Annotated in this window: 10 protein-coding genes and 1 pseudogene; 6 read left to right on the top strand and 5 right to left on the bottom strand. The window is 61.3% G+C overall.

Translation table 11 applies throughout. From position 1 onward, the window contains the following. Window positions 1-17: 17 nt before the first annotated feature. Window positions 18-1,745, bottom strand: a complete 1,728-nt coding sequence (locus AAGW23_RS20790; protein WP_342408165.1) for a hypothetical protein — start codon at window positions 1,743-1,745, stop codon at window positions 18-20. An 81-nt stretch (window positions 1,746-1,826) separates the two neighbouring features. On the opposite strand from AAGW23_RS20790, the pseudogene hrpB reads away from it, so the two are divergent. Next, window positions 1,827-3,986 (top strand): annotated as a pseudogene (hrpB, locus tag AAGW23_RS20785) (ATP-dependent helicase HrpB); the annotation flags it as partial. 62 nt (window positions 3,987-4,048) lie between these two features. Here hrpB and AAGW23_RS20780 read toward each other — a convergent pair. Continuing rightward, entirely contained in the window at window positions 4,049-4,786 is a 738-nt protein-coding gene (locus AAGW23_RS20780; RefSeq protein WP_342408164.1) for a substrate-binding periplasmic protein, read from the bottom strand. A gap of 213 nt (window positions 4,787-4,999) precedes the next feature. Between AAGW23_RS20780 and AAGW23_RS20775 the strand changes: the two genes are divergently transcribed. Beyond that, window positions 5,000-5,842, top strand: a complete 843-nt coding sequence (locus AAGW23_RS20775; protein WP_342408163.1) for an SDR family oxidoreductase — start codon at window positions 5,000-5,002, stop codon at window positions 5,840-5,842. A 21-nt stretch (window positions 5,843-5,863) separates the two neighbouring features. Here the strand turns inward: AAGW23_RS20775 and AAGW23_RS20770 are convergent, their stop codons facing one another. Then, window positions 5,864-6,544 (bottom strand): YciC family protein, encoded by a 681-nt coding sequence (locus tag AAGW23_RS20770; protein ID WP_342408162.1) that lies wholly within the window; start codon window positions 6,542-6,544, stop codon window positions 5,864-5,866. 318 nt (window positions 6,545-6,862) lie between these two features. On the opposite strand from AAGW23_RS20770, the gene AAGW23_RS20765 reads away from it, so the two are divergent. From AAGW23_RS20765 to AAGW23_RS20750, 4 genes are all read left to right on the top strand, one after another. Then, window positions 6,863-7,336 carry an NYN domain-containing protein gene (locus tag AAGW23_RS20765; RefSeq protein WP_342408161.1) on the top strand — a complete coding sequence of 158 codons (474 nt, stop codon included), beginning with the start codon at window positions 6,863-6,865 and terminating at the stop codon, window positions 7,334-7,336. Window positions 7,337-7,494: 158 nt separating this feature from the next. After that, the gene (locus AAGW23_RS20760; protein WP_342408160.1) at window positions 7,495-8,820 is read left to right on the top strand and encodes a DEAD/DEAH box helicase; all 1,326 of its coding nucleotides are present in this window, start codon (window positions 7,495-7,497) and stop codon (window positions 8,818-8,820) included. A 170-nt stretch (window positions 8,821-8,990) separates the two neighbouring features. Continuing rightward, window positions 8,991-9,701 carry an AzlC family ABC transporter permease gene (locus tag AAGW23_RS20755; protein WP_342408159.1) on the top strand — a complete coding sequence of 237 codons (711 nt, stop codon included), beginning with the start codon at window positions 8,991-8,993 and terminating at the stop codon, window positions 9,699-9,701. Next, a complete protein-coding gene (locus AAGW23_RS20750; protein ID WP_102837049.1) occupies window positions 9,698-10,009 on the top strand; it encodes an AzlD family protein in 312 nt (103 codons plus the stop codon). Before AAGW23_RS20755 ends, AAGW23_RS20750 begins: the two co-directional genes overlap by 4 nt. Window positions 10,010-10,024: 15 nt before the next feature. Here the strand turns inward: AAGW23_RS20750 and AAGW23_RS20745 are convergent, their stop codons facing one another. Continuing rightward, window positions 10,025-11,299 (bottom strand): TIGR03862 family flavoprotein, encoded by a 1,275-nt coding sequence (locus tag AAGW23_RS20745; RefSeq protein ID WP_425540845.1) that lies wholly within the window; start codon window positions 11,297-11,299, stop codon window positions 10,025-10,027. Window positions 11,300-11,401: 102 nt separating this feature from the next. Continuing rightward, complete coding sequence (locus AAGW23_RS20740; protein ID WP_342408157.1) at window positions 11,402-12,400, bottom strand: hypothetical protein; 999 nt, start codon at window positions 12,398-12,400, stop codon at window positions 11,402-11,404. Window positions 12,401-12,508 lie beyond the last annotated feature (108 nt).

Raw genomic sequence — 12,508 nt, 5'->3', positions numbered from 1 at the left:
GGGCTGGTTGAGGGGGCTCAGTGTGCCAAGGGTGGGGGCGGCTGGCTATTTATGCAGTGTCTCCATAAGAAATTTTTTAGTTCAGTACCCCTCAAGGAAGTATGATTTGAAAATTGTTGTGCAAGTCGTTCAAAAATCCGTGTGTGTTTATCGAATAGCGCTTTGTTCCAAGTCGGAATTACAGCGCTCCGCGGGTGACCGAAACCCTTCCCGCAGGTCAGGAATAACTCCTTCCATCGGCTGTCGCCAATTCCCTTGAGATATTTTCTTAACGGTGCTGTGATCTTTATTACTTCGAAGATTCGCTTTGTTGAGTTCGCGTTTAGTTGTATTTTCTGCTCGCTTAGCTTTCCACCTCTTCTATCCTTGAAGCCGACCAACTGATACCCGGTGTCGGTTTTCACAAAGCCGGATCTTCTACCTTTGTCGTCATACAAACGAAAATTCTTAAGGAAAGATTCTGTGATCTCATTGTGCTCTGCTACCAGTAAGCATTGGTAGGGATAAAGAGTGCCAGCAGCCGGAAGTCCAAGTATATTTGCGACATCAGCAGATAATATGGTGTATCCGTATTGGTGTTCGAAGTCCATGCGCGAGGATGGAAAGCCGTTGCTTTGAAAAATCGCGCAAATTGATTCGTGATCGTAACTCCGACGCTGCCAGCCTTTTCGAGGTTTGATTTCCGAGGAGTTTATCCGTGTGGTTGCGAGTATACGAAGTTGGACTCTCGAGTAAAGTTCATTGGCTTGTTCTGTTGCCCAGGATTTTACGGTTTCGATGTCTTTGTGGATACTTTTGAATAATATTTCTATTGCCTCGTTATCAGTTATTTCGAGAGGGACTCTAGTGATAAGTTTTTCATGGATTTCCACCCCCTCATCAGACACGGACACTCTTGTTTGCGCTCTGTGTTGTTTGGGGCGGATGGGCCGTGGTAGTCCATCCCCAAAAGGGGTTGCCCAAACTCCTGATTGTATAAAGGCCTCTTCGCAGTTCGATATGAACCTGTTCCACGTTTTTATCTGGGTTGGTATATTTAGATTTTCTCTATATGCGGTTAAGAAGTGCTCCTTCATGAAGTGCAAAAAGAATGATTTTATATTTTCTGGGTTTTGGAAGGTTGTAGTTGGCCACTCCAAAGAGTTCTTCGATAAATAGCTGGCCAGCTTGTTGCACAATGTGGTGTTGCATCTTGCTTGCTTGGCCGAAAAAGTCTTCCATGTCCGGTAGTACTCTTCTGTAAACTCAGGGCCATGGGAGTGCCATAGTTCTCCCAGCGCGAGAAAACTTGGTACTCCTTTTAGGGAGTCGACTTGCCATCCGTTCCAATAGCGCAAGGCCAATGGGTTCAATTTTTTCTGCTGGGAATCCCAGAGTTCTTTCCCTTCTTCGAGGTCGGCCATCAAATAGTCGAAATTGGGCATGCCTGGAATTTCGTCGCGCAGACTTGTAAGTGTTTCTACGAAACGTCGAGCCCAGCGAATCCGAACAGGCTCTTTGCTATCGGCCAAAGTTCTTGATCGCAATGCACCGACAAAACCGATGATGATCGGCTCGCAGCTTCGACTCGACAGATGGACGTAGGAGAGTTCTGCCTCGATGAGTTGGAGGTAGCACTCGAGCAGCTTCAGCGGAACGTTAATCAACTCCGACGACGCGTGGGTTTGAAAGGCCTTGGCTAGGGGCTCCGAAATTTTTCGGAATGGATAGTTGGGTAAGAACAGGGTGCTGCTGATGATTGTCAACGAATTCTTGTCCTTGCTTTGGGGTGGAAGATCCCGTATTTGCTGGGTTTAGGTATCTAATGATAAATCCATGCGAATGGCAAAATGCGAGAGCGCAGCCTGGACGCCGATCTGGCCCTTGCGCTGACCCTCAATGCGCGCGTGCTGCTGCGCGATGAACCGCTCAAGCTGTTGCTCATGTCCGCCACGCTGGAAGGCGCGCGGCTGTCGAGCTTGTTGGATGATGCACCGGTGGTGCGCAGTGAAGGACGCATGTTTCCGGTCGTGCAGCGCTGGGGACGACCGTTCCAGGCCGGTGAACGCCTCGAGCCGCGGGTTGTGCACACAGTTTTGCAGGCGCTGGATGAGGAGCCGGGTAGCGTGCTGGTCTTCCTGCCGGGGCAGGCCGAAATTCGCCGTGTGAATGACATGCTCGCCGAGCAGCTGGCGGATTGGGGCGAAGTGATGCTCTGCCCTTTGCACGGCGAACTGGAATTGACCGCCCAACGCGCCGCCATCGAGCCAGCGCCAGCAGGCAAGCGCAAGGTGGTACTGGCGACCAACATCGCCGAGACCAGCCTCACTATTGAAGGCGTACGGGTGGTGGTCGATGCCGGGTTGGCGCGGGTGCCGCGGTTCGATCCCGGCAGTGGCATGACCCGTCTGGAAACCCGCCGCATCTCGCGTGCCTCGGCAACCCAGCGGGCCGGACGCGCGGGGCGCCTCGAGCCTGGCGCCTGCTATCGGCTGTGGTCGGAGGATCAGCACGCGCAACTTGCCGCGTATGGCGATGCGGAAATCCTTCAGGCGGATCTGGCTGGCGTGGCGCTGCAGCTGGCGCGCTGGGGTGTCGAGCCGGATGAGCTGGCCTGGCTCGATGTGCCACCGGCCGCGGCCTATCGACAGGCGCAGGACCTGCTCCAGCGCCTGGGCGCACTCAGCCTTAATGTCCGTGGCGGTTGGCAGTTGACCGCGCACGGTCAGGCCATGGCTGAGTTGCCGGCGCATCCGCGTATCGCCCATCTGCTATTGCGCGGCCAGGCGCTGGGGCTGGCGCCCTTGGCGGCTGATCTAGCCGCGCTGCTAGTCGAACGTGATATTCAATCCGGGGGCCAACGCACCGGCGGTGCAGACATTTCAACCCGTCTCGGGCTGCTCGATGGCAGCGCCGGCCGGCATGCGGGCGCACAGCGGGTGCGCCAGCTGGCGCGGCAGTTTCGCGGCCTGCTGCGCGGTGCCTCGGCTGCTGCACCTGCCGATGCGTCCGATCATCGCTGGCACGGTGCGCTGCTGGCGTTCGCCTATCCCGACCGTATTGCTCGCCAGCGTCGGTACGGTGGTGGCGAGTACCGTTTGGCCAACGGTCGCGCGGCGGTCTTCGGTGAGCCTGATGCGCTGATGAAAGAATCCTGGTTGGTGATCGCCGAGTTGGGCAGCCGTCAAGGTCAGCGCGAAGAGCGCATTTACCGCGCGGCGGCGTTGGACCCAGGGTTGTTCGACGAAGAGCTGGCCGAGATGGTTAGCCAGCGTGACGAGTTGGAATGGGACGAGCGCGAAGGCGTGCTGCGCGCGGAGCGGCAGCGACGGATTGGCGAGCTGATCTTCAGTCGCGAGCCCTTACCGGGGCTGAATGACGACGCGCGTGGGCGAGCGCTGCTCGGGCTGGTTCGACGCAAAGGGCTGGAACTGTTGCCGTGGACGGATGAACTGCGCCAGTGGCAGGCACGTATCAGCCTGCTCCGGCAGATCGACCTGGCGGCTGGCGCTGGCAGCGATTGGCCTGACGTCAGCGACGCGGCGCTGCTGGAGCGGCTCGAAGACTGGCTGCTGCCCTATCTGGGTAAGGTTTCGCGCCTGGCGCATTTCGCCCAGCTGGATCTGAAAGCCATGCTCGCCACCTTGTTGCCCTGGCCGCTGCCGCAGCGGCTCGACGCACTGGCCCCGGTCGCCATTGGCGTGCCATCCGGGTCGCGGGTGCGGCTCGACTACAGTGAATCGCCGCCAGTACTCGCGGTGCGCTTGCAGGAACTGTTCGGATTGGGCGATACGCCCCGTATCGCCGGTGGGCGTCTGCCGGTGAAGCTGCATCTGCTGTCACCGGCGCGCCGCCCGGTACAGGTGACGCAGGACCTGGCAAGCTTCTGGGCGAACACCTACCTGGAGGTGAAGAAAGATCTGAAAGGCCGGTACCCGAAACATTATTGGCCCGATGACCCGCTGGTAGCAGAGCCCACCGCGCGCGCCAAGCCGCGCGGTACCTGAGAGCACGGCTGCACCTAGGCTGATCATCTCTGAGGCCTTTCAGCCCCCATATGCGCGTGCGGCTACTCAGGCAAACTCAGGTCTTCTCCGGCCGCTGCCATCTCGGCATAGGCGCGATCCAGCGAGTCGACCACCGTCTGGCTGTCTTTGGCGTGGCGCGACACGATGAAACGGATGGCGACCTTGTGCAGTTCGACGTGGGGAAGCGCCTCCATGCCGAGCTGTTTCATCGCTTGGTTCACCGGGGCCTGGTAGTCGAGCAGATAGTCGGCGCGACGATGTTTCAGCATCTCCAGCGCCGACCTGTGGGTGGCCGTCCGGTGCAGGAGAATTTGCAGTTGCGGGTCGTGCAGCATGCGGTTCACCTGGGGCAAATAGTTATAACCACCGATGGTGATGACGCCGCGTTTGCGCAGGCTGCCGGGGATGCTCGGGGGCGGGGTGTCGGGCCGGTGATAGAGGTTGAGGCTGATGTGGGTCAGCGTTTCTCGGCCCTCAAGCGTATCTGCATGCAGCTCCGGCTTTCCCGGCGCGCCGGGCCAGAGGTCAACCGTGCCGCTCTGCAAGGCGCCATACAAGCGGGCACTCGGCATACCGCGGAATTGCGCCTGAAAGCCGGCATGGGCGAGTACACGCCGGGTGAGGTCAACCAGTGGTCCGCTTGGGCGGCCTTGGGCGTCGCTGTAAATCGCCGGAGGGAAATCGTAGTAACCGACGGTCAGGGTTCTCGGCGTCTCGGACGAGGCCGCATAAGGTGCTGCCAGAGCCGCTGCTAACGGTATCCAGAATAATGGCTTCAAGGTAATTCACTGCCCCTTGTGGTTCGCGCGCGCCCAAGCATGGCGCGTGACGCCTCCGGCTGTCCAGAAGGCGCACGCGGGCTATTTCCGTCTAATCCGTGATCACTCGCCGGGGTGATGCCTCAGCGGATAAGGTGCAGGCTGGCTATGCTTGAGGCTAGCGCTGCCGCGCTGATCGGGTTCGGTAGCCCGGATGATTCGATGGAGACGTTTATGTATCGCAAGGTATTCACCAGCAAGGTGTTCGATCGCAAGGTGGTGGTGATCACCGGCGGCTGTGCGGGCATCGGCCGCGCGCTGGCCGAGCGGATGGCCCAGGCTGGCGCACGGGTGGTCATCTTCGACCTCGAGCAGAACGCCCTCGATGGGTTGGTGCAGCATCTGGCGGACCATCACAACGCCGATGCGCTAGGGCTGGTCTGCGACGTGTCGGATGCCGGGGCGGTGCAACGGGCCGTTGCGCTGGTGGTGGAACGCTTCGGCGGTATCGATGTGCTGATCAATAACGCCGGGATCACCCATCGCAGCCGTGTGGCTGACACTAGCCTGGCGGTGTTCGAACGGATCATGGCGGTCAACTTTTACGGCGCGCTGCATTGCACCCAGGCAGCGCTACCCAGTCTTGTATCCCGCGGCGGGCAGATCATCGTCCTCAGTTCGCTGTCGCAGTACGCGCCGGTGCCCGATCGTGGCGCTTACAACGCCAGCAAGCATGCGCTGCACGGGCTGTTCGAAACCCTGCGCAGCGAGCTGGCCGATACTGCCGTCAATGTGATGCTGGTGTGTCCGGGGTATACCGCGACGGATCTGCGCAAGAATGTGTTGATTGGCGATGGGTCCACCGCGCCGCAGCCGGTACTGACGGTGGGGCGCGTGGCGTCGCCGCATGACGTGGCGGAATCCATTTACCAAGGTGCATCGAAAAGAAAGCGGTTGCTGGTGCTGTCGAACCTGGACTGGCGAGCGCGGCTGGTGGCGCGTTGCTTTCCGCGCACTTTCGAACACCTGCTGTTACCGCGGCTGGCAGGTGCTCGGGCGGCGACGGAGCCGCGTTGAACCTGTAGTCTGCGCGGGCCGTCAGCGTTTTTGTTCGCTGCGGCTGGGCGGCTCGCTGCAGAGCATGAAGCAGCGGAACAGCACGACGGTGGCCAACAGCTGCACCAGCCCGACCACAGAGTCGACCACGACGGCGAGCACCCCTGGGGCTGTATCGCCCGCCCAAAATTGTGCGGCCATCCAGGCTTCCAGAAGCCACAGCGGCGCCAGCACCACAAGGATGCAGCCGAGTATCAGCAGGAAGTGACCACGGGTTTCCAGGAAACTCTGCTTCAGTGCCGCCAGCGGGCTCAAGCCACGTATCACCAGCAGGTATTCGGCAAAGGCAATCTTGACCATCACCCACAGCCCCGGCAGCACGAACAGCGAGGCGCCGAGCATGATCAGCAGGGTGCCCAGACCGGCCAGCACGGCCATCGATGGCCATAGCGGCAGCGCCCGCTTCATCACCTCGCGTAACGGCGGCGCGTGACCGCGGCTGCGGGCGTCGAGGAACAGGATCAGCGCGGCGATGTACAACGGATAGAAGATCAGGCCGACCAGCAGCTCCTGAGCCGGCATGGCGCCCTTGCCGAACAGCTGGTCGATGGCCAGGCGTACGAGGCTCTCCAACAGGATCAATGGCAGACACAGCCGCGCGATGGACAGCAGATTGCGGGAATAGAAAAACCAGGCGTCACGGAGGATGGACAGAACATTCATCGCGGGGCGGCAGCTCAAGGGGAAATCAGGCGCGCACTTTAACAGGCCGGTGGAAGGGGCGACGAGGCGGATCAGGCGAAGTCCAACGACCAACGAGGGAAACTGGCGATGGCTGGCCCATTGTTAAACAGCGCGAGGCAAAACAGCTGAAGCATCGGCGTTGGGTGCTCTGAACAGCAGTTTGACCGCCCTGACGATTGAGGCTATTTCAACGATTTGCAGGTCGTTTGTACCCATGTTTTAGCCGAGCGCCCGGCGGGCGACAGGTGCGCTCTCGCAGTTCATACTGGCTGGCCATTCCTCCGCTCGGGTTGCCGCGTGAAGAAGATCGCCCTGTTTGCCGACGTACAGAACCTGTACTACACGGTGCGCCAGGCCCACGGCTGCCATTTCAACTACGCGGCCTTGTGGGACGAGGTCAGCGAACGCGGCGAGATCGTAGAGGCCTATGCCTATGCCATCGATCGGGGGGATACCAAGCAGCAGCAGTTCCAGCAAATCCTGCGCAACCTCGGGTTCACGGTGAAGCTCAAGCCCTATATTCAGCGCAGCGACGGCTCGGCCAAGGGCGATTGGGATGTGGGGATCACCATCGATGTGCTGGACGTGATCGGGCGTGTCGATGAGGTGGTGCTGGCTTCGGGCGATGGCGACTTTGATCTGCTACTGGACCGAGTGCGTGCCGGCGGCGCCGAAGCAACGGCATATGGCGCGCCGGGCCTGACCGCGAACTCGCTGATTCGCGCGGCGTCGCGTTACGTGCCTATCGAAGGCAAGTTGCTGCTGCGATAGTGTGGTTTCACCGTCATTTTTGGGTTACCGGTGGGGGAGCAACGGTGGATGTAGAAAGCGACATCCACCCTACGCTTGGCTTCCAGCTTCCAGCTTCCAGCTTCCAGCGTGCTTTCGAGTAAACTGCGCAGCCTGTTTTCGTCTTCCCGGTTACTGTCATGACCTTCGCCTCTTTGGGCCTGATCGATCAGCTGCTACGCACCCTCGAATCGCTTGATTACACCCAGCCGACGCCGATCCAGGCCAAGGCCATTCCGGCTGTGCTCAAGGGCCGCGACCTGATGGCCGCCGCGCAGACCGGAACTGGCAAGACGGCGGGTTTCGCGTTGCCGCTGCTGCAGCGGCTGCTCCACGAAGGTCCGCAGGTGGCCAGCAATTCAGTCCGAGCGTTGGTGCTGGTGCCGACCCGGGAGCTTGCGGAACAGGTGCATGAGTCCTTCAAGACTTACGGGCAAGACCTTCCGCTGCGCACCTATGCGGTCTATGGCGGCGTCAGCATCAACCCGCAGATGATGGCCTTGCGCAAGGGCATCGACGTGCTGGTGGCAACGCCCGGGCGACTGCTCGATCTCTACCGGCAGAATGCCGTGACGTTCAGCCAGGTGCAGGTGCTGGTGCTGGACGAGGCTGATCGCATGCTCGACCTCGGCTTCTCCGAAGAGCTTGAAGCATTGTTCAGTGCACTGCCGAAAAAGCGCCAGACGCTGCTGTTTTCCGCAACCTTTTCCGATGCGATTCGGCAGATGGCGCAGAAGCTGTTGCGCGACCCGCTGTCCATCGAAGTCAGCCCACGTAATGCCGCCGCCAAGACGGTCAAACAGTGGCTGGTGCCCGTCGACAAGAAGCGCAAGTCCGAGCTGTTTCTGCACTTGCTGGCGGAAAAGCGCTGGGGCCAGGTGTTGGTGTTCGTCAAGACGCGCAAGGGCGTCGACCAGCTGGTGGAGGAGCTGCAGGCCGAAGGCATCGCCAGCGACGCGATCCACGGGGACAAGCCGCAGGCGTCGCGGCTGCGCGCATTGGAGCGCTTCAAAGCCGGTGAGGTACAGGTGTTGGTGGCGACCGATGTGGCTGCACGCGGTCTGGACATTCATGACCTGCCGCAGGTGGTCAATTTCGACCTGCCCATCGTCGCCGAGGATTACGTGCACCGCATCGGCCGCACCGGGCGGGCGGGCGCCACGGGTGAAGCGGTATCGCTGGTCGCCGCCGATGAAGTCGATCAACTGGCGGCCATCGAAACCCTGATCCAGCAGGTGCTGCCGCGCCACGACGAGCCAGGATTCGTCCCGGATCACAGGGTGCCGACGACCCAGCCCGGCGGGCAGATCATCAAAAAACCGAAAAAACCAAAGAAACCCAAGGAGGGGGCTGGCAAGGGCCGCATCCACCTGGGCAACTGGTTCGATGAAAGCGAGAAGCCCAACGCCAAGCCGATCCGCAAGGTGCCGAGTCTGGGCGGCTCGAAGCCGGCGAAAAAACGCTGATCTTCAGGGGCCGGCCCCACGCGGCCTGCGCTGCACCGAGTTGCACGGGCATTGTGGCGAAATGCGATGGGCTCGGTGGTCATACCTATTTTGATCGCCTCACGCGGGGAAGGGCCGGGGGGGACGAACCTCTTTGCGCTCACCCCTTCAGATTATTAGAGAGGTCTTGTTTGGCAAACGCCGAAGCGGAGCTGCAAGCACTTGGTCGCGCTGATGTATGGGCCGGCTTCAGACAGTTGACGCCCATCTCGCTGTTCGTAGTGGTGTTCGGCCTGGCTTTTGGTCTGGCCGCGACACAGGCTGGGCTCGACGACTACTCGATCCTGCTGATGAGCGCGCTGGTGTTTGCCGGTGCCTCACAATTTGCCTCGCTGGAGCTCTGGGGCACCCATGTTCCGGTCGTTCCGCTGGTGGTCACGGTGTTTGCCGTGAATGCGCGGCATCTCCTGATGGGCGCGACGCTGTATCCCTATGTACGCCATTTGCCGCCGGTGAAGCGCTACGCCGTGATGCTGGTCGTCTCGGATGCCAATTGGGCGATGTCCATGCAAGCGTTCAACCTCGGCAGGCCGGGGCTAGGCATCCTCTTTGGCGGTGGTCTGGCGCTCTGGACCTTCTGGGTGCTGGGCACCTGGTTGGGGCTTTATTTCGGCAGTGCCATCCATGATCCGGTCAGTTGGGGGCTGGACATGGTCATGGGCTGTTTTCTACTGGCGATGGTCGTCGGCGGCAAGAAGGATCTGCGGATGACCGTGATCTGGGTCGTCGCTGGGGTTATGTCGATGTTGGCGTACTGGTACCTGCCTGCCAACAGCCATGTGGTGGCCGGGGCGCTGGCCGGCGGTCTGTTGGGCGCGCTGTGGATGGAGAAGTCGAAGTGACGCTGCAGACGGCGGGATCCGGAGCGCTGGTCATCATCCTGATCATGGCCGTGGTCACCCTGGTGACCCGTTGGGGTGGTGTGTTTGCCATGTCGTTCGTGCCCATCAGCCGGCGAACGGAGCAGTTCATTAGCGCCATGTCCGGCTCGGTGCTGGTCGCCCTGCTGACGCCGATGGCGGTGAACGGTGACAACGGCGCGCGCCTGGCTTTTCTGGCCACCGCGGTGACGATGCTGCTGGTCAAGAAGCCGCTGCCGGCGATTACGGCCGGAATCGTCGCCGTGGCGCTGTTCAGGCATCTGGCTTAAGCGAACGCCAACCGGTCAGGGCTTAGTCGAGCTCTCGATCCCCAGCCAGCGCAGCATGCCCACCGCTGCCGCTCGTCCACTGGCAAAACAGGCGGTCAGCAGATAGCCGCCGGTGGGCGCTTCCCAGTCGAGCATCTCGCCGGCACAGAACACGCCCGGCGCCTGGCGCAGCATCAGGCCCTCGTCCAGTGCTTCGAACGGCACGCCGCCGGCACTGCTGATGGCTTCGTCCAACGGACGCGTGCGCAGCAACCTGACCGGCAGCGCCTTGATCGCTGTTGCCAACTGCTGCGGATCATCGAAGGCCTCGGCGGGCGCGAGTTCGCGCAACAGCCCCGCCTTGACACCCTCAAGGCCGAGCTGACGCTTGAGATGCTTGGCCATTGATTGCGAACCGCGGGGCTTGGCCAGCGAGCGAAGGACACGCTCCGGTGCATGGTCGGGCAGCAGGTCCAGCGTGACGGTAGCGCTGCCGTTCTGCTCGATTGCCTGGCGGATCTCGGCGGACAGCGCGTAGACCAGACTGCCTTCGATTCCTTTGGCCGTAACGACGAACTCACCCTTGCGCGGGGCGCCACCGGTAAGTGCGAGGCTTACCGTTTTAAGCGGCGCGCCGGCAAATTTATCCAGCAGATGCTGGCTCCAGGCGTCCACTTCGAAGCCACAGTTTGCGGGGCGCAGTGAGGCAATCGAGATACCGCGCTGTTCCAGCAGTGCAACCCAGGCGCCGTCGGAACCCAGGCGAGCCCAGCTGCCGCCACCCAAAGCAAGCAGCACGGCGTCCGCGCGGACGCTGAGGTCGCCATCCGGGCTGTGCAGCTTGAGCTTGCCGTCAGCGTGCCAGCCCAGCCAGCGGTGACGCGTATGAATCTGTACGCCGGCGTCACGCAGGCGGCGCAGCCAGGCACGCAGCAGCGGTGCAGCTTTCATGTCCTTGGGAAACACACGCCCTGAGGTGCCGACGAAGGTGTCGATGCCAAGCCCGTGAATCCACTCTCGCAGCTGCTCGGGTGTGAACGTCTCCAGTTGAGGACGAAGCGCCGTTGCGCGTTCGCGATAGCGCGCGACGAAAGGCTCGAAAGGCTCGGAATGGGTGATGTTCATTCCGCCGACGCCGGCCAGCAGAAACTTGCGGCCGACCGAGGGCATGGCGTCATACAGGTCGACGGCAATGCCTGCCTGGCTCATCACTTCAGCAGCCATCAACCCGGCAGGGCCGCCGCCGATAATGGCGACGCGAGATTCTGGTGTGCGCATTGAATAACGTGGCCGAGGTTCGGGGGCCGCCATTCTAGCGGTTCGCGATGGGAAGTCTGCAGCGGGGGTGGAGAGAGTGGGGCGGGTTACGGAGTAGAAGAAGCCCCGGCGCTGGGAGCGCCGGGGTGCAGCGGGTTACACCGCGTCGGACTGTTTTGGCTGACGGCGGAAGCCGAACATGCCGGCGAAACCAGCCACCACGGCGTTGATCAACAGGGTGATCAACAGCGCCCAACTCGCCTGCGAAACGCGCTTGGCCGCCTGCTCGGCAGCTTCACGGGCTTTCATCTCGGCCTGAGCGCGCAGTTCCTGAAACTTGATGTAGGCCTGCTGATACTGCTGCTCGATCTGGCTGACCATTTGCTCGGCTTGCTGCTCGCTCATGTTGCCGCGCTCTTGCATCAGATTGACCAGCGCTTCGCGGTCGGCGGCGTTCAGCGTCTCCTCAGCCTTCTGCTGGATCTGCTCGATCAGCTGGGTCAGTTGCTCATCGGCCTGCTGCGGTTGCTGTTGAGCCTGTTCAACGCGGGTTTGCGCCTGCTGCTGAACCGCTTCGGCGTCCTGTTCGAGGTTCTGTGGCGCCAACTGCGGCTCGCCGGTCTGACGCAACGCCTGCTTGATTTCGGCCTGGATGTCGCTGAGGTCAAGGTTGATATCCGCCTGTTTGACCTGCTGCTTGATCTCGCCGCCAATCGCTGGCGCCACCGAGGCAATGCCGGAGCCGACTGCCTGCAGGCCCGAGCCGACCATGCTGGCCGTGCCTGATACAGCGGAACCGACCAAGCTGGCGATCAGATAGACCGTGACCAGCGTGGTCACTGCCCAGACCAGCAAGCCGTGCAGCATGCCGTGACGAGGCGCCATGCGACCCGCGACATACCCCCCTATGGCCAGCGACACGATGCCGGCGAGCACCATCCAGATAACGGCACCTTTTCCAAGGCCTGCAACAGGGTTGGCTTCGGTGGCCGGGTCGATGGTGGCTGTGCCAATGGCTGTACCCAGGAGGTGCAGCAGCAACGAAATGGCCAGAGCCAATGCGATGCCGGCGAACACGGCACTCCAGGATGCGTGGGGCCGGTAGCGAGTGCGAACGTTGCGATAGGCAGTGGTGTCGCGGTCAGTTTCGAGCATTGGAGCGTCCTCATTGTTATGTTTGCCAGTGCTTGAACAGCGGTCCAGAGGTGCCGGGGCGGTTCATTCACACATAGAAGTGAGGGTTTCGCTGTCGATCGAAGTTCC

It is taken from the genome of Stutzerimonas chloritidismutans (assembly GCF_038562055.1).
Lineage (GTDB): Bacteria > Pseudomonadota > Gammaproteobacteria > Pseudomonadales > Pseudomonadaceae > Stutzerimonas > Stutzerimonas chloritidismutans_A.
This window is presented reverse-complemented; position numbering and strand designations above follow the sequence as displayed.

Coding starts and splice junctions, on each gene's coding strand:
- AAGW23_RS20760 (WP_342408160.1), top strand. CDS start 7,495: ATGACCTTCGCCTCTTTGGGCCTGATCGATCAGCTGCTACGCACCCTC.
- AAGW23_RS20775 (WP_342408163.1), top strand. CDS start 5,000: ATGTATCGCAAGGTATTCACCAGCAAGGTGTTCGATCGCAAGGTGGTG.
- AAGW23_RS20740 (WP_342408157.1), bottom strand. CDS start 12,400: ATGCTCGAAACTGACCGCGACACCACTGCCTATCGCAACGTTCGCACT.
- AAGW23_RS20745 (WP_425540845.1), bottom strand. CDS start 11,299: ATGGCGGCCCCCGAACCTCGGCCACGTTATTCAATGCGCACACCAGAA.
- AAGW23_RS20770 (WP_342408162.1), bottom strand. CDS start 6,544: ATGAATGTTCTGTCCATCCTCCGTGACGCCTGGTTTTTCTATTCCCGC.